This window comes from Ureibacillus sp. FSL E2-3493 (assembly GCF_038077515.1).
GTDB classification, from domain to species: Bacteria; Bacillota; Bacilli; order Bacillales_A; family Planococcaceae; genus Ureibacillus; species Ureibacillus halotolerans.
The window spans coordinates 1,608,853-1,635,841 of sequence record NZ_JBBOPK010000001.1; the positions used below are offsets into that span (position 1 = coordinate 1,608,853).

Here is a 26,989-nt window from a genome sequence, read left to right on the forward strand (position 1 = left end):
ATAGATTAAGTTCAGGATGGGTTATTAAGATCACAATTAATAGGAGGGAAATACTATGAGCGAGACAACAAACAGAATTACACGTTTTAGAGGTGAAAAATTAAATACGAAAGGTTGGCAACAAGAAGCAGTACTTCGTATGTTAATGAATAATTTAGATCCAGATGTGGCAGAAAGACCGGAAGATTTAGTTGTATATGGAGGAATCGGAAAAGCCGCGCGAAATTGGGAGTCTTTTGATGCGATTGTGAAATCAATCAAAGTTCTTGAGAATAATGAAACGTTGCTTATACAATCTGGCAAACCAGTGGCAATCTTTAAAACCCATACGGATGCACCGCGTGTTCTCCTGGCAAATTCTAATATTGTACCTGCTTATGCAAATTGGGAAACGTTCCATGCGCTAGATCAAAAAGGATTGATGATGTATGGACAAATGACGGCAGGTAGCTGGATTTATATCGGATCGCAAGGAATCGTCCAAGGAACGTATGAAACATTTGCGGAGCTAGCGAAGCAACATTTCAATAATACACTTAAAGGTACTATTACAGTTACTGCAGGTTTAGGCGGAATGGGGGGTGCACAGCCGCTAGCTGTAACAATGAATGGTGGTGTATGTATAGCGATTGAAGTAGATGAAACAAGAATTGACAGACGAATTGAAACTCGCTACACAGATGTTAAAGCGTATAACTTAGAAGAAGCGATTCAGTTGGCTGAACAAGCAAAAAAAGAGGGGAAACCATTATCAATCGGTTTATTAGGTAACGCTTCAGAAATTTTACCTGAGATGATTGCGAGAAACTTTATCCCTGATGCATTAACAGATCAAACTTCCGCCCATGATCCGCTAAATGGTTATGTTCCATCAGGAATGACCCTTGATGAAGCGGCTGCTTTACGAAGCTCGAACCCAGAACAATATATAAAACTATCGAAAGCATCGATGGCAACCCATGTAAAAGCGATGCTTGAAATGATGGAAAAGGGAGCAATTACCTTTGACTACGGAAACAATATTCGTCAAGTTGCGAAAGATGAAGGGGTAGAGAATGCATTTGATTTCCCTGGATTTGTTCCAGCCTATATTCGACCACAATTTTGTGAAGGAAAAGGACCGTTCCGCTGGGTAGCATTGTCAGGAGATCCGGAAGATATTTATAAAACAGATGAAGCTATTTTACGTGAGTTTAGTGATAACAAGCATTTATGTAACTGGATTCGTATGGCACAAGAAAAAATACAGTTCCAAGGCCTGCCTTCACGAATTTGTTGGTTAGGATATGGCGAACGTGCCCGTTTTGGAAAAATTATTAACGACATGGTTGCCAGCGGTGAGCTAAAAGCACCTGTTGTGATCGGTCGTGACCATTTAGATTCTGGCTCTGTTGCGTCACCAAATCGTGAAACAGAAGCGATGAAAGACGGTTCGGATGTTGTAGCAGATTGGCCAATTTTAAATGCAATGTTAAACGCAGTTGGCGGAGCTACTTGGGTTTCCGTCCATCACGGTGGTGGTGTAGGAATGGGATACTCTTTACATGCGGGAGTTGTAATTGTAGCAGATGGAACGAAAGAGGCAGAGGCACGCATTGAACGAGTATTAACAACAGACCCGGGTATGGGTGTCGTACGTCATGCGGATGCTGGATATGAACTTGCAAAGAAAACAGCCCGTGAGAATGGTATTAAGATGCCGATGCTTGATAAAGGGGACGATCAGTAATGACACGACCTATTTGGATTAAGCATGCAGCACAATTAGCGACACTTGCTTCTGATGAAAAGGGACCGCGCACGAAAGAAGCGATGTCTGACTTAGGTTTAATCGAAGACGGTAGCTTGTGGATTGAGGATGGAATCATTCAAGCTGTGGGGTCAACGAAAGAACTTGAAAAACATTATTCGGAAAGAATTCATGAAGCAGAAATTGTTGATGCCACGAACCATTTAGTCACTCCTGGATTAGTGGACCCCCATACCCATGTTGTTTATGGGGGAAGTCGTGAACATGAATTTGAAATGCGTCTTCAAGGTGCAACGTATATGGATATTATGAACGCTGGTGGAGGAATCCACGCAACAACCCGTATGACAAGAGAAGCGTCAGAAGAGGAACTAATTGAACAAACAACATGTCGTCTCGACTCCTTTTTAGCCCATGGTGTAACAACAGTTGAAGGGAAAAGCGGTTACGGGATGAATTTAGAAACAGAGCTTAAACAATTGCGAGTAATGAAAAGGCTTCAGGAGCAGCATGTTATTGATATCGTTCCTACTTTTATGGGTGCTCATGCGGTACCGCCTGAATATAAAGGGAGGGAAGATGAATTTGTCGATTATTTGATCCATGACATGTTGCCTGTCGTTGCGGAGCAAAAGCTGGCCGAATTTAATGATGTGTTTTGTGAAAAAGGTGTTTATATACCAGAACAATCAGAGCGGATTTTAGAAGCAGGAAAACGGTATGGTTTAATTCCGAAAATCCATGCAGATGAAATCGAGCCTTATGGAGGAGCAGAATTAGCTGCAAAAATAGGGGCTATTTCAGCAGAGCATTTGTTAAAAGCATCAGAAGAAGGGATAAAAGCGATGGCGAAGTCTGGAACTATCGCTTGTCTACTTCCAGCGACAGCTTTGTATTTACGTGAAGAGGCAGCTTTAGGAAGAAAAATGATTGACGAAGGAGTGGCAGTGGCGATTTCTACTGACTGCAATCCAGGGTCGTCACCAACAACCTCAATGCCACTTGTTATGAATTTGGCTTGTATTTCTATGCGTCTTACACCTGCCGAAGCGTTAACAGCAGCAACTTATAATGCAGCTTGTGCAATCAACAGGCAAGAACAAGTTGGATCCCTTGAGGTTGGAAAGCAAGCAGATATCGTGTTATGGAAAACGAAAAGTTATCAGGAACTTCAATATTTATTTGGTGTAAACCATGTGAAGTCTGTATGGAAAAAAGGTGTGAAGGTGGTTTAAGATGAGCAAGCATTGGCTTCAAGAACCTGAATGGTCATGGAATCACCCAGTGGAAAATCAACCAACGTTTGTACATCACTGGGTTCAGCAGCTTAAAAACATAAAACAAACACCCGATATGATTCTCTACGGTGCACCTATTTCGAGATCTTCCATTAGTGTATCTGGGGCTTCATTATACCCGTCAGAGTTTCGCCGGGCATGGAAAGGATTTGCCACATACAATTTGGACGAAAATGTGGATTTAACTGATTACCTGATTGCAGATGCTGGAGATGTAGCAATGCATATGACTGATATACCTTTGTCTCATCAACGGATTCAGGATGCCACTACTTACTTAGCAAAACATTATTCAAGTACAACAACATGTATGATTGGTGGTGATCATTCAACAACGGCATGTGCGGTTCGTGGGCTTAAGGAAGCTTTTTTAAATGAAACAATTGGAATTTTACAGCTTGATACCCATTTAGATGTAAGGGATCCGAAAGAATTGGGACCAGCAAACGGAACGCCAATTAGGCAATTAATAGATGGAAATGTTGTTAAAGGAGAAAATATCATTAACATTGGTTTACATGGCTATTTCAATGCAAAGCCATTGATTGATTATGCAAACTTACACAATATTCAAATGGTGACATTAAACCAAGCTCGCAAACGAGGGCTAATCAATATACTTCAAGAAGCCCTCGAGCAATTATCAGTGAAAGTAGATCGAATTTACGTAACAGTTGATATGGACGTACTAGATATATCAGTTGCTCCAGGTGTACCAGCCTCCACTCCAGGAGGTATGACATCTGTTGAACTGTTTGATAGTTTACTTGAAATCGGAAAACATCCTTCTGTTCAACATGTTGATTTTGTTTGTTTAGATCCTAGCAAAGATTCAGTAGTTGCTGAAACAGTTAAGACCGGTGTTTATGCATGGTTACAATTTGTTACAGGGCGTGTATTACAGTTAAAATAACTTAGTACTATTTTTATGATTGTGTATATAGTTTCTACTAAGGTTTATTTAGCCACAATTGGCGCATTTCTTTTAGAAATGCGTCTTTTTCCGTTTAAGAACCAGATTATAAAATAACTCCAAAAATTATATTGTATATAACTTAAAGTATCTAGTAAAGATTATGAAAAAATGTATAGAACGAGTTTCCTTTTAGAGTTTTTCTTTCATTATGGAGAATCTACGATAGTTCTTCTTTACAATTATTTATCTGTTCTTTACACGAAGAACAAACACACTTAAAAATATATTCGTAAATTATTAGTTGTATACAACTTAAATACAAGAAGGGGTGAAAATAATTATTAATCATACTTTTAAGTAGACTAAAAGGAATTTAGTAGGGTGTTAAAGGTTTAATGAGTGGAGTTTAAAAATTTTTAAAGTTCTAACAAATTCTAAGGATTCCATTAATAATTGTTAAAACATTTCTAAAAAGGAGATAAACGAAAAGATGAAAAGCTTATCAAAATTCTTTTTAACAGTAGGACTTGTAACCACTTTGGCAGCGTGTGGGAATGGAGGAAGTTCATCATCATCATCTGCATTGGATGATAAAGCAAACAAGGGTTGGCCTGAAGAACTGACATTAGTTCAAATGCCAAATGAAAACAATCCAAATGCAGCTTCCATGCATACAGCATTGAGAGATCATCTTTCCGAAGAATTAGGAATTGAAGTGAAAGAGTTTGAAGGTGGTAGTTACGCTGTTGGAATTGAAGCACTAGCAAGTGGAAATTTAGATATTATGCTAGCTAGTCCGATGAGTTATTACCAAGCCAACCAAAAAGCTGGAGCGGAGTTGTTAGTAACTCCTCAGGTAGAGGGTTATGAATATTATACAGCGTTTATTACAAAGAAGGATAATGAAGAAATTAACAATATGGAGGATTTAAAAGGAAAGAACTTTGCATTCGTAAATGCGGCTTCTTCGTCAGGTTACTTGTATCCAAAAGGAACGCTAGTTCAAGAGTTTGATTTAGATCCAGATCTATTAGAACAATCTGGCTACTTTTTTGAGAATGTTACTTTTTCAGAATCCCACGCGAATAGCGTAATGGGTGTACTGATGGGGGACTTTGACGCAGCGGCAGTAGCGATTGGTCAAATGGATAGTATGATTCAGGCAGGTACAATTAAGGAAGACGACTTTAAAATTATTGGGCGAACACAGAATATTCCAGATGCTTCTTATATTATACGCGGGGATTTACCTGAAGATTTTAAAGAGGCTATAAGAGAGGCGTTTGTTTCTTTTGAAGATGAACAATATTTTGAAGCAGTTCATAATGATCCAAATGCTCGCTTTGTAGAGACTGAACAAACTTATTATGTTCCTACAATTGTAATGCTTGATGCCATTAATGCGTTAGAGGATGAGAAATAATGAAACCATTACTATCGATAAAAAATTTAGTTAAGGTCTATGGTAAAGAAACTCGTGCCTTGAATGGAATTACTTTAGATTTTTTCCCGGGTGAATTTATTGTTATTATCGGTCCGTCAGGGGCAGGAAAATCCACGTTTATCCGCAGTATCAATCGACTTGTAGATCCTACCAAAGGGGAAATTATTTTCGATGGGCAGAGTGGGCGAAAATTAAGAAAAGAACGTTCTAAAATAGGGATGATTTTTCAACATTATAATTTAGTTGGCAGAACAAATGTAATAAAAAATGTTCTTCATGGCCAATTAAGTAATATTCCTTTATATAAGAGTTTGTTAGGGCTTTATCACCATGAAGATAAGAAAGAAGCAGTTGAGCTTTTAAAAAAAGTGGGATTAGAAGACCAAATTTATAAACGGGCGGATGAGCTTTCCGGTGGTCAAATGCAGCGGGTTGGAATTTGTCGAGCGATTTTACAGAGACCTAAGTTATTACTTGCTGATGAACCGATTGCATCATTAGACCCGCTCTCAGCTAATATAGTGATGCAGCAGCTTCATACAATTTCTCAAGAAAAGAAATTGACATGTATTGTGAATCTTCATCAAGTAGACTATGCCAAAAAATATGCCACACGAATTATTGGGATAAAAAAAGGATTAGTTGTATTTGATGGAGCACCATCCCAATTAACGGATTCAATCATTAAAGATATCTATGAAGGAAAAGAATCACAAATGAAGCTAAAGGGAGAAAGCGAAACCCATTTTGTTGAAAAAAGACAACCAAAACAATTGGCGGTGGGGCAGAACAATGAATAAGCAATTAATTCATAACATCCCTCTCGATCAAAGAGATTCTAAAAAAATCTTTGTATTTGTAGTAGTTTTTTTTGCTCTATTGATATTTTCCCTTGTATATTTAGAGATTTCATTTATAGAGATGCTTGTGGGTTTACCAAGCTTTGTAATGTTTTTCTTTGAAAACTTCTTTCCTCCAAGTGTGGAGAATCTACAACAATATATTCCAGCGATGGTCGAAACGCTTGGTTATGCGGTAATATCAACATACATTTCTACGATTATTGCGTTTGTTTTTGGAATATTAATCTCGGAGAATACCAATAAAATTAAATCATTACGAGTAATTACCCGTGGTTTTGTTTCGATTTTACGAAATATCCCTTTCATTATTTGGGGAGCTTTATTAGTTTATATTTTTGGTATAGGTGGGATTGTTGGGGTTTTGGCGTTGATTCTAGTAACAATTGGGTTTTTAAGTAAAAGTTATGCTGAATCAATCGATGAAATTTCTGGAGATAAGCTTGAGGCATTACGTGCTAATGGTTCATCTTATTTTCAAATCTTGTTTCATGGTGTGATTCCACAGTTTGTTCCTTCTTGGATTAATTGGACGTTATTTGCTTTTGAAATTAATGTCCGAGCGTCTGCAGTTTTAGGTATTGTTGGAGCAGGTGGTATTGGGGTTTTAATTGATACAAATATTAATTTGTTTAAATACGGCGAAGCAATTACCATTATTGCTGTAATCGTCATAATTATTTTATTAACAGAGTTCGTAACTAATTCAATTCGTAAACGATTCGTTTAAATAAAGTTAGGAGATTGAAAACACAATGGAGCACATTCGAGTCACTTCAAAAGGAAGTGTTGGTAAGTCGATTCTTCTTGTTCTTATATTGGGTGCTGTGTTTATTGCAGCTTTAATGCTTATCAACTTAGATATTCAAAAGTTTTTTGAACGGTTACACAATGTTCCCGATGTATTAAGTAGAATGATGGCGGTTGATTTTACAATTGTTCCTGATGCACTTTTGAATATTGTAACTAGCTTAGCATTGGCTTTGTTAACATTGGTTGTAGCTGTTTTTATAGCCATGTTTTTAAGTTTTTTAGCGGCATCGAATATTGCACCGAACCGATTTGTAGCCGTATTTATAAAATCCTTTTTTGCGATTGTTCGTTCTGTTCCTTCATTAGTATGGGGTTTAATGGTGATTGCGAGTCTAGGTTTTGGTAATGTATCAGGCTTTGTTACAATTTTGATTTCTGCGGTCGGCTATTTAACGAAAACTTTTACAGGGAGTATTGAAGAGACGGGTAGCGAAATTATTGAAGCTATGAAATCTACAGGAGCTTCATGGTTCAAAATTGTTTATCACGGATTGATTCCGCTTTGTATTACTGCTTTTATTTCTTGGATCACTGTCTGCTTTGAATCCAATGTTTCTGAATCAATTGGTTTAGGAATTATTGGGGTAGGCGGGATTGGACTTTTATTGACACAAGCCATTAATACATATAACTATGCGCAAACAACTACTATTGTAATAATGATTTGTTTACTCATGGTTGTACTAGAACTAGTAATGACGAAAATAAAAAATAATATAAAATTTGGAAACAGTTGATTGTTGAAGGAGACTAATATGATGAAAAATGCAAAATTAAATTGGGTTCGATTGCCCATCGCTAGTCTAGAAAACTGTAGAGAGCTAGGTGGCTATAGCACAAAATTTGGGCAACAAACAAAATGGCATTCTTTTATTAGATCAAGTGAAATGAGTAAGCTTACTCAAGAGGAAATAACTTTTTTAAAAGAATATGGGGTTAAAACCGTCATTGATCTTCGTGGGGAAGATGAAGTTGAGTTGCATAAAAATCCACTTGCAAATGCAGACTTTTGCCATTATTATAATATCCCCTTTATTACTGAAAGGGTATCGGATATTACGATATCTACAGAGAAGGTTTCAATGGGAGATTTTTATGTTGATTTATTAGAGCAAAAAAACACTTCATTGAAGGAAATTTTTAATACGATTGATCAGGCAGAAGAGGGCTGTATCGTCTTTCATTGCGCGGCAGGTAAAGATCGAACAGGTATCTTGGCCATGTTGCTATTAGGCATAGCAGGAGTAGAAAAGAAGGATATCGTTTCAAATTATGAAGTAACTTACTCTAATTTAGAGTCCATTCAACAAAAAGATAATCAATTTGGAAAGATTCCAAGGGAGTTCATGTATTCTAATCGAGACTACATTCTAAGAGCCTATGAGTATATTCTACATACTTATCAAAGTATTGATCAATTTTTAATGGAAAAAGGTGTGGAACAGGCTGTGATTAGTCGAGTGAAAAAACGTTTAATAGGTTTAGAGGAAACTGTTGCATTATAGAAAAGTTTAAAAGATTAGTGAAAGAAGTGTTAAGCACTTCTTTTTTCTTTATAGATATCAAAAACAACAAATTAATAATTTATAAATAACCATATTATGGTTTAAACAATCTAACTTTTATAAATCAATTATTATATAATAGATTTGTGTTATTTGTGTTATTTGTGTTATTTGTGTTACTTCCGATTTGAATTGGATGGAAGGGAACATATCCTTGCCGAAAACTGTAAGAATTATTGTGTATATCAGTTGAAAGGAATTGTAAAAATGACCCAACACTCTCTTGTTGACATAGCTTATACGAAAATTCGTGAAATTTTAATTACTGCAAATTATATGCCAGGTACACTATTATCAGAAAATGCATTAGCAAAAGAACTAAATATGAGCCGAACCCCAATAAGAGGTGCGATCTCACGTTTAGAGTCTGAGGGATTTGTCACATCTATTAAAAATCGTGGGATTTTTGTGAAGGAAATCTCTATGAAAGAATTGTTAGACATCACGCAAGTAATCCTTTTTTTACAAGAGTTTACTGTAGATGAAGTTGAGGCAAGGGGGCTTTGCTTCGATCTTGAAAATTTGAAAATGTATTTAGACATGCAACTGGAAGCAGAAAAAAATGATGACTATTATCAGTATGTTCAATGCTCTATTCTTTTTACTCGATGTATGATTTTATCTGCAAACAATAAAATTATGCTAGAATTCATAGATTCGTTGAAAGATAAATGGATTCGAATGGCTATGGTTAATTGGAAATTGACACCTAATCAAAAGCATTATTCAGGAAATCAATTAAATAAGTCAATTTATGACGCTATTTGTTCACAGAATTATTCTAGCATTAAGCAAATTTGTAGAGACACATTTTTAAAAAACCGCGAACGAATTATAATGACCACAGCTTTTTAAATCCTTCTTGAATAATAATTGAAGTATGACTTTCTAGAATATTTTCAAAAGGATAGTTCGTATCTAATTTGTTTAAAATAATATTTCCCATAAAAAACCTCCAGATGTTTAGATTTTTGTTTAACATTTGGAGGTTTTATTTTTGGAATACTTAATAATAAAAGAATTTGGAATTTATCATAAACTAATAATTTACAAGTTTCAGCAATTGCGCTTTTATATGGCTATCTCCCGAAATTTACTAAATTGATCCATTCCAATATTACCGCCCGAAATGAAAAGAACTACTTTATCACTAGGATTCAATTTGATAGTACCTTGTAAGAAAGCGCCTAAAGTGATACATGAAGACATTTCAGCTAATAATTTTCCTTTTGTTAAAAATAACTTAGTGGCTTTAAGAATATTTTCTTCATCTTTATATTTTATTATTTATGTTTTGATTTTTTTAGATTTGAAGGTTTTCTTTATTTCCATCATCTGATATCGGATACTATTGTCTTTGTAAAAACTTTTACGGAGGATGATTAGGTTTATGAGGAAGTTTAACTGTAAATTCATTTCAATCTGAACGAAGAGAATAATAAAAATCTGGGTTAAAATTAGATCAACAATATATATACTTTCAACTAGAGGATGGATATGGAAAGCAATATCATTATTTTGTAATTTTACTTCTAAAATCTAAAGGCAAAATGAGTTGATTCATGTTATAATCTATAAGCATAAGGATTCTTCTTTTCGATATGGTTTTGTGTGGTAACTTAATTTTATCAGAAGAGGATCCTTATTTTATTGTAAAAAATTCAAAGCCGGTGAAATTTTACTCCTCGTAAAATTTCACCGGCTTTTTATTTAGAGGAGGGGTTTGTCCCAGCCTCTTTTTTATGTAAAGAACCGAAAATATTCATGTTTTACTTAATTACTATTATTTTTGACTAAAAGCAATTTTTAAACCGATTAGTGTAAATAAAGATCCTTGAATAATGTTAATTTTTTTAGCTATAGAATTGTTTTTACGAAGGAAATTTCCGACTTTACCTGCAAAGATGCTTATTAAAGAGAAGATTACTAAAGATTGGATTAAAAAAATGATTCCTAAGATAAGCATTTGAATCGGAACATTACCATTTTCATAGTGAATAAATTGTGGGAAAAAGGCTAGGAAAAACAATGAAACTTTTGGGTTTAATACGTTCATTATAATTCCTTTTTTATATAAGGATTTGTAGTTTAAATTATCTTCGTTATGAAGATTAAAATTCGAACTTTTTTCTCGAAATGACTTAAATGCTAAATATAATAAATATGCTGCGCCTGCATATTTCACTACCGTAAAAGCAAATGCAGATTGATAAATGACAGCCGATATTCCAATGGTTGCAGCTGTAATATGGACCAACAATCCTGTGCAAAGTCCTAGTGTAGTAAAAATTCCTGCATTTTTGCCTTTTGCAATACTCTGTGCCAAAGTAAACAGGTTATCTGGGCCAGGCATTAATGTAAGAACAATTGCAGCACCTAAAAAGGATAATACTGTTACAATGTCCATATTTATCCCTCCGTTTTTTAAAGTTAATTATATTATAGTCGTGTGAAATAATATACCCCATTTTTTAGTTATTGGGTATCAGGAAATGTTGGGAAGCTACAAAGGAAAAACATCGATAAAAAGAATACTACAGCAGTATGAATTCATATCATAATCAATAAGTATAAATAACTTAATATCAATTTCAGATAGAACGTTAGAATTATTTTTAAATTTTTAATAAAAAGTAATGAAAAAATTTTCAGAAAAATATTGTTTTCTAAGCTTATACTTGTTATCTTTAAATTACTTTAATCGTATTTCGTACTTATGTACGCAATACGTACATAAGGGAGGGTTTATATGGAAGCGCATACAAAGGATAAGGTGGCGGCGACTACAGTAGAAGCAGTACCAAATTTATTAACGCCCCCAGAAACTTTAGGACAAAAAATGAAACAAGTTGGACCGGGAATTGTTGTAGCAGCAACCGGGGTGGGTACTGCTGATTTAGTTACTTCAATTGTTATCGGCACTCAATTTGGTACAACTTTTATATGGGCAATATTAGTTGGCTCCATTTTAAAATACTTCTTAAATGAAGGAGTAGGAAGGTGGCATCTAGCATCCGAACGCACGATGGTACAAGGATGGCATCAACTTGGTAAATGGGCTACTGGTTATTTTGGAATTTATTCTATCTTTTGGGGATTTGTTTACGGAGCAACTGCTGCCTCGACTTCTGGAATGGCCATGCACGCCATTTTCCCAAGCATACCATTATGGGCTTGGGCAGCACTTCATGCTGTTGCTGGATTTTTACTCGTTTGGTTTGGTAAGTACCAAGTAGTCGAAAAAGTGATGACGGTATTAATCGGTATCATGTTCCTTACAATTATCGGTACTGCTTTGTTGTTCCTACCAAGTTTCGGAGATTTTATAAGCGGTTTCGTTCCGCGCGTTCCGGATGGATCATTTATGTTAATGATGGGCTTAATAGGTGGTGTAGGTGGTACAATTACAATGGCTTCCTATGGTTATTGGTTAGCTGAAAAGAAATGGACAGGGCCAAAATGGGTTTCAACAATGCGCCTTGATTCGAAAGTTGCTTATACTTTAACTGGGATCTTTACAATTGCTGGCTTAATCATTGGTGCTGAATTTTTATTTGGGACAGATGTTAATTTACGGGGAGATCAAGGGCTTATTGATTTAGCAGGATTGTTAGGTCAAGAGTTTGGAGAACCGATGAAGTGGGTATTCCTAGGTGCCTTTTGGTCTGCAGCCTTTTCTTCCTTATTAGGAGTTTGGCATGGTGTTCCATATTTATTTGCTGATTTTGTTCAAACAATTCGTCAAAAGAAAGATGCACCACGTAAGCAAGTACATGAGACGGATAAAGCTTATCGTTTCTTCTTATTCTGGTTAACATTCCCACCAATGATTCTTTACTTCTTTGGTAAACCAGTAGAACTTGTTATTATATACGGTGCGCTAGGCTCGTTATTTATGCCGTTTTTAGCTATTTCTCTATTAATCTTATTAAATTCTAAAAAAATCGATGAACCATTACGTAATAAAGCATTACCAAATATCATTTTAGTTGCCTGCGTTGCAATGTTTGTCTATTTGGGTGCGAATGAATTAATTAACATCCTATTCGGTTAAAAGGAATCAGTAACTGTTCAATACAGTTGCTGATTTTTTAATGGACAAAATTTAGAATAATAGTTTCAATTCATTAGCACTTTTTATAATAAAAATTTTGCTAATGGTAAATAATATGTTTCTTTCTTTTGAAAACTATTATATTATCTAATATATAGATAGGTTTTATCGAAAAAATAGATTAATTAATGAGGTCTTAAAAGGAGTATCATATTATGATGACGACAGAATTTCGTATTGAAAAAGATTTTCTAGGTGAAAAGGAAATACCGAAGGATGCTTATTATGGTGTTCAAACGATGAGAGCAGTCGAAAACTTTCCAATTACGGGTTATCGAATTCATCCGGAACTTATTAAATCTTTAGGTATCGTAAAAAAAGCTGCTGCACTAGCTAATATTGAAGTGGGTATGTTAAGTAAAGAAATTGGGCAATACATTATTCAAGCTTGTGATGAAGTGATTGAAGGGAAATGGAATGGCCAATTTATTGTAGATCCAATTCAAGGTGGAGCAGGTACGTCCATCAATATGAATGCAAACGAAGTAATTGCAAACCGCGCGTTAGAATTAATGGGAGAAGAAAAAGGAAACTATAAATTAATCAGTCCAAATAGTCATATTAATATGTCTCAATCGACAAATGATGCTTTCCCAACTGCAACACATATCGCCATATTAAGCTTAATGGACCAATTATTAGAAGCTACTAAAAAAATGCAAAAATCATTCGTTGCTAAATCGAAGGAATTTGCAGGTGTCATTAAAATGGGACGAACTCATTTACAAGATGCAGTGCCAATTCTATTAGGACAAGAATTTGAAGCATATAGTCGTGTTATTGCCCGTGACATTGAACGAATGTCTCTTTCAAGACATCATTTATATGAAGTGAATATGGGAGCAACAGCCGTTGGAACAGGGTTAAATGCGGATCCAACTTATATTGAAGCAGTCGTTCGAAATCTTAGTGAACTAAGTGGATTCCCATTAAAAGGTGCTGAACATTTAGTCGATGCGACACAAAATACGGATTGTTACACAGAAGTATCCGCTACATTAAAAGTGTGCATGATTAATATGTCTAAAATTGCAAATGACTTACGTTTAATGGCTTCTGGTCCAAGAGATGGTTTATTTGAAATCGAATTACCAGCTCGTCAACCAGGTTCATCGATTATGCCAGGTAAAGTAAATCCTGTAATGGCGGAAGTAGTTAACCAAGTGGCATTCCAAGTTATGGGGAACGATTTAACAATCTCAGCGGCATCTGAAGCAGGCCAATTTGAATTAAATGTAATGGAACCAGTGCTATTCTTCAATTTAATTCAATCGATTTCAATTATGAGTAACGTCTTTACTGTCTTTACTGAAAAATGTTTAGATGGTATTAAAGCGAACGAAGAACATTTAAAAGAATATGTTGAAAAAAGTGTCGGCATTATTACGGCAGTAAATCCTCATATTGGATATGAACTTGCTGCTCAAATTGCAAAAGAAGCGATTGCAACAGGTGCTTCTGTACGTGAACTTTGCTTAAAATCTGGTGCATTAACAGCTGAACAACTTGATATGATATTAGATCCTTATGAAATGACCCATCCTGGTATTGCAGGTGGCAAAACTTTAGTAAATAATTAAATTTCTAAAAGGAAATAATGCCTTTATATTGGATTTGGAGAAAGTATACCAAATATTCAATATAAAGGTTTTTTTTAAATTGCACGAATCGGAAATCTAGTTAGTATAAATACGTCACTAGTTTATGAAATATTAAAAATCCTGTATATTGTGAACTGAATCCCAATTGTTAGACAGTTGGAGGTACAGTTTTTATATGGCTTAATAATTACATAGAATGGAAGAGGTATTATTATTTCAAAATACTTTTTAAAGTCATTGAAATTTGAATTTTTAAACATCATTACTAGTTGTAAAGTATAGGGTGTTTTGGAAATAAATCGATGTAATAGTAATTAGAATGTTCACTTATCTGAATATTAGTTAAACATATTAAGTAATTAAATAATAGTTGCATCGTCCATAAAATTATAATAATATAGAGAATGTTTTCTATGCTTTTAAATCATCATGCGGATTTAGTTTTTAAGGAAGTTTAGTTTAAAACGATCGTTTAGTTAAATTATGTTGGTTATCAATCAGCGTTTAACACCATTAACTTGCGGAAATAGCTGAAATTATGATTTCTAGCATTAATTTTCGCAAAAGTGGTAGCGGTTTCATAATTCTTTTTATAATAAAGAATTATTTTGATGAACAATATAAGACCACTATTTTGATTTGGAGGAAAAAACTTGACAATTATTATAGGAATTTTAGGCATCCTTGTTTTAATCGGTATTTCGTGGGTGATGTCTAATGATAAAAAGAATATCAATTATCGCGCAGTTGGCATCATGTTAGCTGTACAACTTTTTTTAGCTTGGTTTATGCTGAATACTACAATTGGAAAAACGATTATACAAAAAATTGTAGATGTATTTAACAAAATCCTATCATTTGGACATGAGGGCATTTCATTTGTATTTGGTGACTTGTCACAAAAAGGTTATTTTTTCCTTGATGTTCTCATGATGATTATTTTTATCTCTGCGTTACTTTCAATTTTAACTTATACAAGAATTTTACCGTTAGCTATTAAATATATTGGTGGTTTTGTGGCAAAGATTACTGGACTACCAAAGGTTGAATCATTCGTAGCGGTTAATTCGATGGTATTCGGAGATACAACAGCCATTCTTTCTGTACAGTCACAAATACACAAACTTAGTCCAAATCGTTTGTTTATCGTTGCAACCTCGTCACTTGTAGCGGTATCATGTTCGACACTTGGAGCTTACTTGCAAATGATACCTGCTGAGTATGTATTGGTCGCTCTACCGATCAATGTTTTTTCAGGTTTAATTTTATCTTCCATCGTATGTCCAGTTACAAAAGAAGAAGATTACGATATTGATGTAAAAGAAATGATTCCTGAAAAGTCATTATTTGAAGCGATTGGTAATGGTACGATTATTGGTGGTAGAACAGCTCTTATTGTAGGTGCAATGTTAATTACGTATATGGCATTATTGGCATTGATCAACTTTGTTTTAGATGGAATAGTAGGTATGACTTTCCAAGAAATTGTAGGTTATATTTTCGCACCGATTGCCTTTATTATGGGTATACCAACGTCTGAAATTGTTGAAGCTGGTTCAATTATGGGTACTAAAGTAGCTGCTAATGAATTTGTAGCAATGCTTGACTTTGTGAAAATTTTCCCTGATATGTCTACAAAAGCAGTAGGAATTGTTTCTGCATACTTAATTTCATTTGCTAACTTTTCTTCTATTGGAATTATTTTAGGAACTGTTCAAGCAATAAATCATGACCAAGCTAGCCAGCTTTCCAAAGTTGGACTAAAAGTATTGTTAGTAGCAACAATGGGATCTATATTAACTGGAACAATTGTTGGACTATTTCTTTAAAGATTAATTTCACACGCACGTTGATTTGAAAATGTTTTTGTTAAAAGATATAAAATATCCGGCTTAGCATTTGTAATGAGTAGAAATTAATCGGTAAAGGGAAGCAGAAGGGAATAGAGGAATTATAAAAGTGAGGATGCTATGTATATGAAACCTAGATGGGCCAGTACGAATTAGAATATCTAGTACATCATTTATGCTATTTACCACTACTATAGATTAATTAAAATCTTTTCTAAACAAGCGAAGAAGGAAAATTGAAAGGAACAGACAAGTATTGTCTGTTCCTTTTGCATGTGTATACAACTATTTTGAAATTTAAAGAAGGATAAAAGAACTGAGTTAGGATTTCTCCTAAGCGGTTCTTCCATTAGCGTTATAGAATGGATGCTTTTTTAGCGCTTTTTGGCCACAAAAAACCAATAAAGATACCGACTAGGGCTGGTAATATCCATCCAAGCCCAATATCGTAAAATGGTAAGTTATCCATGTAGAATGATTTAATCGAATCAAATAAAGGGATTGATGCACTTGGTAAACTGTCGATTAACGTCGTGTAACCATCGAAAAAGCTTACACAAAAAGTAAAGAACATGGCGGTTGCGTAAACACTTTGCTTATTGCCGAATAAAGAAGAACAAAGGGTTAATAAGATTAGAACAATCGCTAAAGGATACAATAACATTAATACGGGAACCGCATATTGAATAATATTGTTTAGACCGAAGTTAGCAATTAGAAATGACATGAGACATAAGATTAGAACAAATAGTTTATAACTTACTTTAGGACAAATCTGATTAAAAAACTCGCTGCAAGATGTGATTAATCCGATACTCGTTTTCAAACAAGCGAGTACAATAATGACAGCTAATAAAATAGAGCCAAGTGATCCGAAATAATGTTGAGCCACGGCAGAAAAAATCAAGCCTCCATTATCATATGTTCCGATAGCAGACACGCTTGATGCCCCCATATAGGTAATGAGTCCGTAAATAAGCACCATTAGCAACATGGCGAATATCCCTGATTTCCAAGTTGCTTTCGCAATCTCCTTTGAATCGGTGATGCCTTGTCCCTTTATTGCATTTATAACAACAATACCGAATGCGAGTGATGCAAGAGCATCCATCGTGTTATACCCTTCCTTAAAGCCTGTTATAAATGCCAAGTCACTATAATCACCAGTTGGATTATTGAAGTGACCCATTGGTTTGACAATGGCTATGACAATTAACATGAATAAAAATAGTAAAAAGGCAGGGGTTAAATATTTGCCGATATAATCGAGAATTTTTGCTGGATTTAACGAAAAGTAATAGACAATTGCAAAAAATACAAAGCTAAATAACCCAAGATATAAACTACTATGTACTGGATTAATATATGGTTCAAAACCAACCACAAATGGGACTGTTGCTGTTCGTGGGATTGCAAAAAACGGCCCAATGGTTAAGTAAAGTGCCACAGCGAATACGACTCCAAATAACGGATGTACCCGACTAGCTATATCTCGTAGCCCGTTACTCCCGGATAAACCTATTGCTAATATCCCCATAAAAGGTAATCCGATTGCGGTTATAAGAAACCCAATTAATGCCGGCCAAAAATTCGTGCCAGCTAGTTGGCCCATTTGGATCGGAAAAATTAAATTTCCCGCACCAAAGAACATACCGAACAACATCGTGCCGATAATAGCGTATGTAGAAAATGATAATTTTTGTTGCATACTTGTGCTCCTTCTAGATGAATTTGATTTTTTATTCTAACACCTTTTTTACGGATTAGCTATAGCAATAAAATAAACTTAAGAGAACTTTGATTATTGAAGAATTTAGCTTCTTAATGATTATCCTAATATTGGAGCTGTTAGAACTCGCAAATTGAATATGTAAAAATAGTACAAGTCCAATTATTGGTTTGTACTATTTTTTATTATATTTCTTTACTGAATGAGCAAATTAATAAAAAGTAAACGAAGCTCGGACATTCACCATTTTAAACCATCATTGCTATCCTCCAATAATTCACCCTATGGTCAAACCCAATTGATAGGAGTAAACATGAATGAAATTAAAACATTTAATTAATGCTCTTGAAGTTGATATAAAACCTGATATAGCAGATTTCCCAATTAAAGGAGTGGCAGATAATTCTGGAGACGTGTCAAAGGATTACCTATTTGTCGCTATTAGTGGTTTTATATCGAATGGCCATGATTATATTGATGATGCCGTTAAGCGGGGGGCTTCTGTCATTGTAGGTGAAAAGGATTTTCATTCTTTACCGGTACCTTATATAAAAGTCGCCAATAGTCGGAAGGCGTTAGGAATTATTGCAAGTCAATTTTATCAAGACCCATCAAAAAATAAAATAATGATTGGAATAACAGGCACAAATGGAAAAACGACCACTAGTTTTATGATCAAACATATTTTAGAAAGTAACGGTTACACATGTTCTTTATTCGGTACGATTCAAAATATGATAAACGGTGAAGTGTTGGACAGTAGAAATACCACTCCTGGTTCTTTAGTGTTGCAAAGGCTTTTATCAGAAAGTAATGATGAAATCGTCATAATGGAAGTTTCATCCCATGGCTTATCCCAATTTCGAACTGAAGGGATTACCTTTGATATTTGTCTTTTTACAAATCTTGACCATGAACATTTGGATTATCATGAATCGATGGAAGATTACTTTCAAACAAAGTTAATGTTATTCGACTATTTAAGAGAAAATGGACATGCCATTGTGAATACTGATAATGATTGGGGTAAAAAGTTAGTTGGCAAATTAAAGGAAAAAAAAATCCTTGTGCATACGTTGGGACAATCTGAAAGCAATCAATTTCAAATACTCGATTTAAATATTAAAAGTGCCACCCTTGTCCATGTAGCAGAAGAAAAGGAAATAATTGAAATTTCATCTCCTATGATAGGTGTCCACAATATGTATAATACGATAATGGCGTATATCACAGCTAAATTGTTAGGAATTAAAAAGGAGTTCATTATTCAAGCCATTCAACAATTTAAAGGAGTCAAAGGGAGATTTGAAATTATATCCTTACATAATCGAGCTACTGTGATAGTGGATTATGCTCATACAGCGGATGCAATCTATCATTGTTTAACGACTGCCAAAAAATATGGTGCAAAACGGATTATCCATATTTTTGGCTTTCGTGGAGATCGGGATGAAAGTAAGAGAGAAGGGATTATAAAAGTTTCCACTGAACTAAGTGACCAATTTATTTTAACTGTAGATGATTTGAATACAGTTCCTTTAAATGAAATGATGGACATCTTAAATCAACTAAATAACGATTATGGGAACAATAAAGGGATTGTATTACCCGATCGAACGGAAGCAATCAAGTGGGCTATTGAAAATAGTGAACAAGGTGATTGGATTATCATTACTGGAAAAGGACATGAACAGTACAAACAATCATTTCGTATACCTACTCATTCAGATAAAGAAACGGTTTTATATATCGAAAATAGAGAAAAAAGGAGTAGTATGTAAGAGGGAAGCAATTGAGCTTGCCTCTTTTTTATCATGAACACGCTATTCTAGAACTTTTTTATATTTTTGAACGTCATAGTACAAAATTTGATATTTCCATAATTTGAAAACAAAGAGGAGGGATTGTTGAGTTTGAAAAAATTAATCATTACGGTCGCTATATTAATGGTTTTGGTCATTTGTATCGCCATAGTTGCTTTTCAAGAAGACGGTCAAACTACTTTATCGACACCAGAACAAATTTTTGAAGAACAAAAGGAAACAGAAAATCCATCAGCCGAGTTGGAGTTGAACCCATTACACCCCATTTTGACTGAGGATTCAATTGGTTATTCATTACAAAGTGACGAACTAAACATAACTTATAATAATGGGAAGAGTTGGACTACCGTTCCTGTTGCAATAAGCGATTTATTTTCAGGAGAATATAATGGGAATCAGCAAGAACTGATCGAAAATAGTTTTGTTCTTAACAAAGAAAGGGCTGCTTTTTTATATACCGATGGACAAAATTTGGCGAGTCAACGGGTTGTATTAAAATATTCCATGAATCAGGGAAATACATGGCAAGATGGAGTCGTTTCGGAACAGTTTCCAGTGTTACGTTTTCGGAAAGTAGCTTTTTTGAATGATCAATTTGGCTATGTCATTTTATCAGGAGACCGGACTATGTCACAAGAATATTCCGTCGTTTTTATAACGAATGATGGAGGAGTAACGTGGAAAGAAACGAATGACTCTGGTGTAACGCGCTTAATTTCAGATGGTGGATTTATCGATGAAACAACTGGTTTTTTATCCTTTGGAACGATTAATCCTGAAGAACCAGACTTTTATGTTACACAAAATAGTGGCGAGTCATGGACGAAATCGAACATTCAAATTCCAACAGAATTCAAACAAATTTTCGTTACCGCGGAAATTCCTTTTAAAGAAGATGACCATTTAGCTGTACTTATCAATCAAGGACCGAATGGTGATTTTCAAGGTGGGAAAGTAAAAGGAAAATTTATCTCAACAGATAATGGTCTAAATTGGACATTTCAAAAGGAGGTAGTACCTTGTGAATAACAAAGGGAAAAGCATTGACGTTATAGCATGGGTACTATTCTTTTTGGCAATAGGTTTCTTTTGCTTGCAAGTAGGTTACTTTTTAGGCCATGAAAAATATCAAATTGAATATATTGATAATCGTTTATTTTACATAATCAACATTTGTTTTGTTATATGCTTATTTTTTGCTGTTGTATTGCTTCTTCGACTTAATAAAATATCACTTTGGTTTACTTTCATTATCGGGATTGTGTTGATTGCTGTGAATATCGGATTATGTATTTCGAATAACCAACAAGTTCGAAATATAGTCAGTATATCACCGGATTTTAAACATGTACTATCCATTAAAGAAGATCGAAAAGAAGGGGAGTCGATTTATTATCGGTCATCTTTTCTTATTTTTGCGCGGCCAACGGAAAAGTTACCGTATGAAATGAATGGAGAATTTAAAGTGGAATGGTTGGCTAATGATATTGCGGCTTTTACATACAAAGCAAAGAACCAAACCGTTCATCAATTTATTGCTACTTATGGTGATCGAAATAGCGGTTTATCTTATTATAATGTAGGTCCGGAAATTCAAGGGAAATGGCAAGGTGGAGACTTAGAAATGATAAGTGATACGGATGGTATAACGGTTATAGAAAAAAAGGGTATTACAGAGCGGTATGATTGGGATCATATTGTACAGTTTGGCACTTTGGCTATTGTGTTAATGAAAAATAATGAACCTGTTTGGACAATTGCTTTGGATACAAATTTTAAAGTGGAATCCGATTCTTCAAAATTTCCAACAAATGAAATTATTTTATATCGAGCAACTATGGAAGAAAATCAACCGATTCAAATGCAATTTAAAGGTCTAAATTAATATTAAGAACATCAATTTAAGTAAAAGAAATAAATGAAAAGTAAAAGAGGCTGGGACAAAAGAAAAATGTTAGACCAAAATTGTAAATGGTCTAACATTTTTTTGCGGTATAAAGGCATAATCGAAGTTTTAAATCAGAAAGTTAATGCCCGACTTTTAGATTTCCTCAAAAATTCGAGTTATGTCCCAGCCTCGGTAAAAGGACATTATTCGGCTGTAGGTTCTTCTTCTGTAGCGACTTCTTCTTTTTTATCCTTTGATAAAAACCAACCGGCTACTGCAATGGAGATTAATACAGCGTAGAAGATTAGTTTCCATTCCGTTGAATGGGCAAAATCATGAGATATAACTCCGATTTCTGGATGGCCTAATGTTAATACTGCAAGTTTGACACCAACCCAACCAACGATGGCAAAGGCAGCTATTTCAAGTCCAGGTCTTGAATGGAGTAGTTTTACAAAAAGGTTTGCAGCGAATCGCATTATGATTAACCCTATAAAACCACCTATAAAGATAACGAGGAATTTTCCTCCGTCCATTCCACCAATTTGAGGTAGAGTTGTATTTGGAAGCGTCATCGCTAGAGCAACTGCTGCTAAAATGGAGTCGATCGCAAAAGCGATATCAGCTAACTCGACTTTTATAACTGTTCCCCAAAAACCAGATTTTTTCTTTTCTTTTTCTTCAGTTTCTTCTTCTTTCTTTTTAAAGAAAATTTTCCTTACAATGTGGTTAATGGCGATGAATAAAAGATATAATGCTCCGAGTGCTTGAATTTGCCATACATCGACAAGAAAAGAAATGATAAATAATGAAGCAAAGCGGAAAATAAAAGCACCGGCTAACCCATAAAATAGGGCCTTTTTCCTTTCCTTTTCTGGAAGATGTTTCACCATAATGGCTAAAACGAGTGCATTATCCGCTGCTAGTAACCCTTCAAGTCCAACTAAAAGTAGTAATACCCAACCGTATTCCAATAATAAAGATATATCCAATTTTAATTCCCCCTTAATTTATAATCCAACTATTTATAAAAAACATAAGTGATTACCAATTAACATTAAGCTTCATCCATTCCAACTCCGTTCATTTGAGAATGTTTACTTTAAAAAACAAAAAACCTTTATCTCGTTAGATAAAGGTTTTAAAAAAATAAAAGACCTTTACCGTTACAGAGGTAAAGGTCTTGCTAACAACAAGTTCGTTGCCAACAAAGCCGAGAAGAACTAAATCTTCCGTAATGACGACTTCGCTGTTAAAGCTACTCCCCTTTAGGAGAACTATTCATATTGATTAAATTTAATATACAAAATTTTGCTACTCTTGTCAATGTAATATAAGTAACGAAAATCAAGGAATAGCTAGATTTTACAAAAAAGTAAAATAGTTAATACTACATCCACATTATTCATTTAGAGCAGTTTAGAAATAAATAGATACAATATGTAAAGAATAAGAATAAATATAATTTAAAGGTGTGTATGTAAATGATTAAGCCACTATTATTCTTATTCGGTATACTTTTTAGCGTTTTTACACCTACGCAAATTGTTAAGTCAAATGAAGTAGAAAAACTATATGTTACTACAGAGGATATTATCTTAGATATAATATTTCCAACTGTTGATAAAAGAGTATTAAGGGAATATGGTAAGAATTCTCTTTTTGATTGGCAGTGGAAGGGAATTGTTGATATCTCTTATGAAGAAGATCATTCGTATGATGTTACTATAAAAATAGAAATTCCTTCGAATAAAATTGAAGATTTTAAAGAAGATATTGTTCAGGTTAAAATTTCCCCATCTTGTGATAGTGACAAAATAAATAAGCAAAAATGTAATCATGGATTTACTATTGAAATATTGAAATGCGAACACGTAAAACAATAGTTATTCTCAACAATACCGATATGTTAATCTATATCTCTAGACTAAATAAGTAATTATACTTATGAATTAGTTAACTAAACATATTAAAAGCTCCCGTAATAACGGGAGCTTTTAAATTCATATATTTAAATAATTGTTACTTTAAATTTTCAGTAAAGAACGTTTCCAACTTGTCAAATGGAATTAAATCCGTTTTTTCGTATAAATCAATATTGTTGCTGTTGCTGTGACAAAATATGTACCTTTAATGTTATTGTAGATGGTGTACAGCAAATTGAGTGCTGAAGTGAATTGAAAGGTGACATTTTTGATTATAAATCCATAATACAAGTCTATGAATGGGGGATCTCTATTTTATTCGATTTATGAACATCCTCCGTGCCAGCTTCTAATGCAGTTTTGTAATAGTTACATTTATGGTCAATGAGTTCTAATGTTTTTTTCAATTCTTCCATTTGTGCCTCAACACTAGCTTTTCTTTCTATAAACATGTCATATCTTTGTTGCAATGTTGAATCCCCATCAGAACACCAATCAATGAAGTTTTTAATCTCCTTAATCGGCATACCTGTTGATTTTAGACATTCTATCACTTTTAAAGCTTCGATATCGGATTCTTTAAACATCCTTATGCCGCTAGATGTCCGTTCCACAAAAGGCAAAAGTCCCTCTTTATCGTAATAACGTAATGTATATACGGTAAGATTCAATTGTTTTGCAACTTCGCTTATTGTATAGGTATTCATTTTGCTATTCCCTTTCTACGTTGATAGACTTCGAGTTAACTCTATCTTGTTTAAAGATTGTATCAGGCTACTATCTTAATGTCAAAGACAGGTTATGATGTCTTATATCCATTTTTGAAGGAAAATATAGGCTAGAGATTCTAGAGGGAATACTTTGCATCATGAACTTAGATACACGGTTATTCTTGTGATAAATACATTGTTTTTCTCAAATCTAATTTTGATATATCATAACTCGACTGAACTAAATGTAACATTTTTTGATAATCTTCAACTCGTAAATCTAGAGGAGTCTCTATAAATAATTGCTCGTGTACATAAGATTCAAGAATATATAAACAGCCATCTTTTAAATCTACTAAATCCATAGCAAATTCCTCAAATATCGTTCTATCTTCCTCTGCTAACTCCTCATCTGAAAGAATATAAATCTTAATTAGATTTTTGTACTCTGCCAGTTCTTCTTCTTCCATTATTCTAAAGGGGAGTAGTTGTTTTTCGGTATCATTTAAATTTCTTCTTAAGTCTTCAATGATAAGGTATCCCATTGAAACACTGTTTTTAACAATCCTGAATATTTCTATATTTTCCATTCTAATTAAACGTCTATAATGAATCACCAATCAAAACTCCTTAGTAAATAAACTAGGAATATTATAACTGTTATTGATTGGAATCGGGGTTTTTCATTTCCTTTACAAAATATTAAAGTGAAGTTAAAAAAGAAAGTTTAAAATGAAATCTATCAATAAAGTTATGTTTTTCCAATGTCCATTTTCCTTGCAAAAAAGCAGTGGATACTTTATGTTCGATTGACATTATAGAAGTTCATGTTAGTTAATCGATGAGCATTAGCATATTCCTGCATGGATTAAGAAAATGTGTAAGGATGGCTATATCAGTCACGATTGGTACATTGATTGGTAGTTTTGGGTCATTACAATTAAGCGAAGTTCAAATAAACATTGTTTACGGGATATTAGCATTACTTTTTATTCCTAAAAAACAAATTGATGATATACCATTAGATGAAGTGAGCTTTAGTAAGCCGTTAGCAGCTAGTTTAGCATTTATTGTTGGAATTGGTTCTGGTGTAGTAGGAGCGGGTGGAGGATTTTTGTTGGTTCCGATTATGTTATTAATTCTTAAAATTCCTACACGAATGACAATTGCATCTGCTTAGCCATTACCTTTATATCTTATATAGCAGGATCCATTGGAAAAATATCAACAGGACAAGTATAATATTTAATTGCTTCTATAGTGATTATCGCTGGAATTTAGCAGCTCCTCTTGGGGCGAAAATCAGCAAAAAGGTGAATACAAAGACATTACAAGGAATGTTAGCAGTTTTAGTTTTAGGGACAGCAATTAAATTATGGGTGGATATTTTATAATAAATGAATAAACTGGGGACGTAATTTTATCCGGTAGTTTTGTCTAAGTTTTAGGACAAGAACTCCCGGATTTTATATGTTAGTGATAGGAACTTACAAAGCTAATTGAATCTCCGATGCATTCAATTGGGAAAAATAAAAAACGAATACACTTAGCATAAAATGATTATTTGATAAGGTGTTGTTTGAGCTGGGATACTTCTTGTGGAAGGTCCATAGATAACAATTAAATCGCGGTTTGCTGGATATTTCGAAAAGAATTGTCCATTTGTTAATAACATTTGCGTAAAGCTGGATAAATTTAATTGTAATTGTCCATCGCTACTGATCAATTGGTTATTAAAATAATCTACTTTCACATTTTGATTTGGGTTATCCTTTACCATTACAAGTGCGTGATATTGGGGAGGATAAATAAGGATAGTAGGTAAGTCTCCATCATAATAGCCTGTTACGCGGTCACCTTCAACAATCATTTCATGCTCTACGAAATAAGTTGAGGGAGTAACAACAAAGTTTACTACTGCACCCATCTCATTTTGAACAGTAAATAATTTAGTACAACCTTCATTTTCTCCATTTTGCCCTGTAAAAAAATCACTAATGGCCGTAACCGTTCCATGAAATGAATAAAAATTTGTCATTTTATACCTCCAAAATTGTGGGAGTAATTCTGGTTTTAGCCAACTAGATGGAATAGGTTACTGCTTTTAATATGAAAGGCGGGGGAATGTTTGTTCTTTTAAGAGTTGGTTACTTCCATGTAATACATCCCAAATCGTTATTTTCTTAGATAGTATATGTACAAAAGGAATGAATGGGTTCTTTAACTGATCTTTTCCCAATGATTTAATATTTTGTTGTTTTCATTTAGTATAGTAGTAAATGGAAATTAGAAAAGGAGATAGGGAAGAAATGCAGTATATAATAACAGCTTATGATGGCGCGGATGAGAAAGCAATCGAAAGAAGATTAATGGCTAGAGAAGCACATTTAAAATCAGTTGAAGAAAGAGTAAAAGAAGGTCAGCATTTATATGGTGCCGCAATTCTTGATGATAATGGAAAAATGAGAGGATCGATGATAGTAGTCGATTTTCCATCAAGAGAGGAGTTGGAAAATTGGTTGAGGGTCGAGCCTTACGTTGTGGCGAATGTGTGGCAGAAAATAGAGATAAAGCCTTGCAAGGTAGCGCCTATCTTTATGGAACTTTATGATTGAAGTAACTTATGACGTTTGTAAAATCGAAAAATTAATGTCCTTCACATATCCGAGGCTTTTCAATAAGGAAAGCTTCTTTTCTAATTTA

23 protein-coding genes and 1 pseudogene are annotated in these 26,989 nt (G+C 34.2%); 18 read left to right on the forward strand and 6 right to left on the reverse strand.

Annotated elements, in window-relative coordinates; genetic code table 11:
- Nucleotides 1–55 precede the first annotated feature (55 nt).
- The 9 genes from hutU to MHH69_RS08250 all read left to right on the forward strand — a co-directional run bounded on the left by hutU (nt 56) and on the right by MHH69_RS08250 (nt 9,501).
- The gene (hutU, locus tag MHH69_RS08210; RefSeq protein ID WP_341362087.1) at nt 56–1,729 is read left to right on the forward strand and encodes a urocanate hydratase; all 1,674 of its coding nucleotides are present in this window, start codon (nt 56–58) and stop codon (nt 1,727–1,729) included.
- A complete protein-coding gene (hutI, locus tag MHH69_RS08215; RefSeq protein WP_341362088.1) occupies nt 1,729–2,985 on the forward strand; it encodes an imidazolonepropionase in 1,257 nt (418 codons plus the stop codon). The genes hutU and hutI overlap by 1 nt, the downstream gene beginning before the upstream one ends.
- Before the next feature lies 1 nt (nt 2,986).
- Nucleotides 2,987–3,961 (forward strand): agmatinase family protein, encoded by a 975-nt coding sequence (locus MHH69_RS08220; protein WP_341362089.1) that lies wholly within the window; start codon nt 2,987–2,989, stop codon nt 3,959–3,961.
- A 493-nt stretch (nt 3,962–4,454) separates the two neighbouring features.
- Nucleotides 4,455–5,387 carry a phosphate/phosphite/phosphonate ABC transporter substrate-binding protein gene (locus MHH69_RS08225; protein WP_341362090.1) on the forward strand — a complete coding sequence of 311 codons (933 nt, stop codon included), beginning with the start codon at nt 4,455–4,457 and terminating at the stop codon, nt 5,385–5,387.
- Nucleotides 5,387–6,208, forward strand: coding sequence for a phosphonate ABC transporter ATP-binding protein (phnC, locus tag MHH69_RS08230; RefSeq protein WP_341362091.1), 822 nt, complete (start codon nt 5,387–5,389; stop codon nt 6,206–6,208). Before MHH69_RS08225 ends, phnC begins: the two co-directional genes overlap by 1 nt.
- A complete protein-coding gene (phnE, locus tag MHH69_RS08235; protein WP_341362092.1) occupies nt 6,201–6,998 on the forward strand; it encodes a phosphonate ABC transporter, permease protein PhnE in 798 nt (265 codons plus the stop codon). Before phnC ends, phnE begins: the two co-directional genes overlap by 8 nt.
- A gap of 25 nt (nt 6,999–7,023) precedes the next feature.
- Complete coding sequence (locus tag MHH69_RS08240) at nt 7,024–7,818, forward strand: PhnE/PtxC family ABC transporter permease (protein WP_341362093.1); 795 nt, start codon at nt 7,024–7,026, stop codon at nt 7,816–7,818.
- 21 nt (nt 7,819–7,839) lie between these two features.
- Nucleotides 7,840–8,586 carry a tyrosine-protein phosphatase gene (locus MHH69_RS08245; protein WP_341362094.1) on the forward strand — a complete coding sequence of 249 codons (747 nt, stop codon included), beginning with the start codon at nt 7,840–7,842 and terminating at the stop codon, nt 8,584–8,586.
- Nucleotides 8,587–8,853: 267 nt separating this feature from the next.
- Nucleotides 8,854–9,501, forward strand: coding sequence for a GntR family transcriptional regulator (locus MHH69_RS08250; protein ID WP_341362095.1), 648 nt, complete (start codon nt 8,854–8,856; stop codon nt 9,499–9,501).
- A gap of 928 nt (nt 9,502–10,429) precedes the next feature.
- Here MHH69_RS08250 and MHH69_RS08255 read toward each other — a convergent pair.
- On the reverse strand, nt 10,430–11,053 hold the full coding sequence (locus tag MHH69_RS08255; protein ID WP_122971214.1) for a LysE family translocator: 624 nt from the start codon (nt 11,051–11,053) through the stop codon (nt 10,430–10,432).
- Nucleotides 11,054–11,395: 342 nt separating this feature from the next.
- On the opposite strand from MHH69_RS08255, the gene MHH69_RS08260 reads away from it, so the two are divergent.
- The 3 genes from MHH69_RS08260 to MHH69_RS08270 all read left to right on the forward strand — a co-directional run bounded on the left by MHH69_RS08260 (nt 11,396) and on the right by MHH69_RS08270 (nt 16,190).
- Nucleotides 11,396–12,700: an Nramp family divalent metal transporter gene (locus tag MHH69_RS08260; protein ID WP_341362096.1), complete on the forward strand. Its 1,305-nt coding sequence runs from the start codon at nt 11,396–11,398 to the stop codon at nt 12,698–12,700.
- A gap of 215 nt (nt 12,701–12,915) precedes the next feature.
- Entirely contained in the window at nt 12,916–14,340 is a 1,425-nt protein-coding gene (gene aspA / locus MHH69_RS08265) for an aspartate ammonia-lyase (RefSeq protein WP_445954567.1), read from the forward strand.
- 674 nt (nt 14,341–15,014) lie between these two features.
- The gene (locus MHH69_RS08270) at nt 15,015–16,190 is read left to right on the forward strand and encodes a NupC/NupG family nucleoside CNT transporter (RefSeq protein WP_122971211.1); all 1,176 of its coding nucleotides are present in this window, start codon (nt 15,015–15,017) and stop codon (nt 16,188–16,190) included.
- A 376-nt stretch (nt 16,191–16,566) separates the two neighbouring features.
- Here MHH69_RS08270 and brnQ read toward each other — a convergent pair whose 3' ends face one another.
- Nucleotides 16,567–17,919 carry a branched-chain amino acid transport system II carrier protein gene (gene brnQ, locus MHH69_RS08275; protein WP_341362097.1) on the reverse strand — a complete coding sequence of 451 codons (1,353 nt, stop codon included), beginning with the start codon at nt 17,917–17,919 and terminating at the stop codon, nt 16,567–16,569.
- Between the two features lie 338 nt (nt 17,920–18,257).
- On the opposite strand from brnQ, the gene MHH69_RS08280 reads away from it, so the two are divergent.
- The 3 genes from MHH69_RS08280 to MHH69_RS08290 all read left to right on the forward strand — a co-directional run bounded on the left by MHH69_RS08280 (nt 18,258) and on the right by MHH69_RS08290 (nt 21,648).
- Nucleotides 18,258–19,721, forward strand: coding sequence for a UDP-N-acetylmuramoyl-L-alanyl-D-glutamate--2,6-diaminopimelate ligase (locus MHH69_RS08280; RefSeq protein WP_341362098.1), 1,464 nt, complete (start codon nt 18,258–18,260; stop codon nt 19,719–19,721).
- 132 nt (nt 19,722–19,853) lie between these two features.
- Complete coding sequence (locus MHH69_RS08285; RefSeq protein ID WP_341362099.1) at nt 19,854–20,792, forward strand: WD40/YVTN/BNR-like repeat-containing protein; 939 nt, start codon at nt 19,854–19,856, stop codon at nt 20,790–20,792.
- Nucleotides 20,785–21,648 (forward strand): hypothetical protein, encoded by an 864-nt coding sequence (locus tag MHH69_RS08290; RefSeq protein ID WP_122971207.1) that lies wholly within the window; start codon nt 20,785–20,787, stop codon nt 21,646–21,648. Before MHH69_RS08285 ends, MHH69_RS08290 begins: the two co-directional genes overlap by 8 nt.
- A gap of 206 nt (nt 21,649–21,854) precedes the next feature.
- On the opposite strand, the gene MHH69_RS08295 is transcribed toward MHH69_RS08290, so the two are convergent.
- Nucleotides 21,855–22,643 (reverse strand): TerC family protein, encoded by a 789-nt coding sequence (locus tag MHH69_RS08295; protein ID WP_122971206.1) that lies wholly within the window; start codon nt 22,641–22,643, stop codon nt 21,855–21,857.
- A 492-nt stretch (nt 22,644–23,135) separates the two neighbouring features.
- On the opposite strand from MHH69_RS08295, the gene MHH69_RS08300 reads away from it, so the two are divergent.
- A complete protein-coding gene (locus MHH69_RS08300) occupies nt 23,136–23,537 on the forward strand; it encodes a hypothetical protein (protein WP_341362100.1) in 402 nt (133 codons plus the stop codon).
- A gap of 332 nt (nt 23,538–23,869) precedes the next feature.
- On the opposite strand, the gene MHH69_RS08305 is transcribed toward MHH69_RS08300, so the two are convergent.
- Both MHH69_RS08305 and MHH69_RS08310 read right to left on the reverse strand, forming a co-directional pair.
- Nucleotides 23,870–24,283, reverse strand: a complete 414-nt coding sequence (locus MHH69_RS08305; protein WP_122971204.1) for a MerR family transcriptional regulator — start codon at nt 24,281–24,283, stop codon at nt 23,870–23,872.
- 179 nt (nt 24,284–24,462) lie between these two features.
- On the reverse strand, nt 24,463–24,903 hold the full coding sequence (locus MHH69_RS08310; protein ID WP_241559277.1) for a hypothetical protein: 441 nt from the start codon (nt 24,901–24,903) through the stop codon (nt 24,463–24,465).
- Between the two features lie 269 nt (nt 24,904–25,172).
- On the opposite strand from MHH69_RS08310, the pseudogene MHH69_RS08315 reads away from it, so the two are divergent.
- A pseudogene (locus MHH69_RS08315) lies at nt 25,173–25,680 on the forward strand (sulfite exporter TauE/SafE family protein); the annotation flags it as partial.
- A gap of 152 nt (nt 25,681–25,832) precedes the next feature.
- Here MHH69_RS08315 and MHH69_RS08320 read toward each other — a convergent pair.
- Nucleotides 25,833–26,324, reverse strand: a complete 492-nt coding sequence (locus MHH69_RS08320) for a hypothetical protein (protein WP_122971200.1) — start codon at nt 26,322–26,324, stop codon at nt 25,833–25,835.
- A 241-nt stretch (nt 26,325–26,565) separates the two neighbouring features.
- Here MHH69_RS08320 and MHH69_RS08325 point away from each other — a divergent pair, with 241 nt between their 5' ends.
- Nucleotides 26,566–26,901, forward strand: coding sequence for a YciI family protein (locus MHH69_RS08325; protein WP_341362101.1), 336 nt, complete (start codon nt 26,566–26,568; stop codon nt 26,899–26,901).
- Nucleotides 26,902–26,989 lie beyond the last annotated feature (88 nt).

Excerpts from the sequence above, each read along its gene's own strand:
- MHH69_RS08325 (WP_341362101.1), top strand. The coding sequence starts at position 26,566 with ATGGAAATTAGAAAAGGAGATAGGGAAGAAATGCAGTATATAATAACA.
- hutI (WP_341362088.1), top strand. The coding sequence starts at position 1,729 with ATGACACGACCTATTTGGATTAAGCATGCAGCACAATTAGCGACACTT.
- MHH69_RS08320 (WP_122971200.1), bottom strand. The coding sequence starts at position 26,324 with ATGACAAATTTTTATTCATTTCATGGAACGGTTACGGCCATTAGTGAT.
- phnE (WP_341362092.1), top strand. The coding sequence starts at position 6,201 with ATGAATAAGCAATTAATTCATAACATCCCTCTCGATCAAAGAGATTCT.
- MHH69_RS08240 (WP_341362093.1), top strand. The coding sequence starts at position 7,024 with ATGGAGCACATTCGAGTCACTTCAAAAGGAAGTGTTGGTAAGTCGATT.
- aspA (WP_445954567.1), top strand. The coding sequence starts at position 12,916 with ATGATGACGACAGAATTTCGTATTGAAAAAGATTTTCTAGGTGAAAAG.
- hutU (WP_341362087.1), top strand. The coding sequence starts at position 56 with ATGAGCGAGACAACAAACAGAATTACACGTTTTAGAGGTGAAAAATTA.
- phnC (WP_341362091.1), top strand. The coding sequence starts at position 5,387 with ATGAAACCATTACTATCGATAAAAAATTTAGTTAAGGTCTATGGTAAA.
- MHH69_RS08250 (WP_341362095.1), top strand. The coding sequence starts at position 8,854 with ATGACCCAACACTCTCTTGTTGACATAGCTTATACGAAAATTCGTGAA.
- MHH69_RS08260 (WP_341362096.1), top strand. The coding sequence starts at position 11,396 with ATGGAAGCGCATACAAAGGATAAGGTGGCGGCGACTACAGTAGAAGCA.
- MHH69_RS08300 (WP_341362100.1), top strand. The coding sequence starts at position 23,136 with ATGATTAAGCCACTATTATTCTTATTCGGTATACTTTTTAGCGTTTTT.
- MHH69_RS08245 (WP_341362094.1), top strand. The coding sequence starts at position 7,840 with ATGAAAAATGCAAAATTAAATTGGGTTCGATTGCCCATCGCTAGTCTA.
- MHH69_RS08225 (WP_341362090.1), top strand. The coding sequence starts at position 4,455 with ATGAAAAGCTTATCAAAATTCTTTTTAACAGTAGGACTTGTAACCACT.
- MHH69_RS08305 (WP_122971204.1), bottom strand. The coding sequence starts at position 24,283 with ATGAATACCTATACAATAAGCGAAGTTGCAAAACAATTGAATCTTACC.
- MHH69_RS08255 (WP_122971214.1), bottom strand. The coding sequence starts at position 11,053 with ATGGACATTGTAACAGTATTATCCTTTTTAGGTGCTGCAATTGTTCTT.
- MHH69_RS08220 (WP_341362089.1), top strand. The coding sequence starts at position 2,987 with ATGAGCAAGCATTGGCTTCAAGAACCTGAATGGTCATGGAATCACCCA.
- brnQ (WP_341362097.1), bottom strand. The coding sequence starts at position 17,919 with ATGCAACAAAAATTATCATTTTCTACATACGCTATTATCGGCACGATG.
- MHH69_RS08280 (WP_341362098.1), top strand. The coding sequence starts at position 18,258 with ATGAAATTAAAACATTTAATTAATGCTCTTGAAGTTGATATAAAACCT.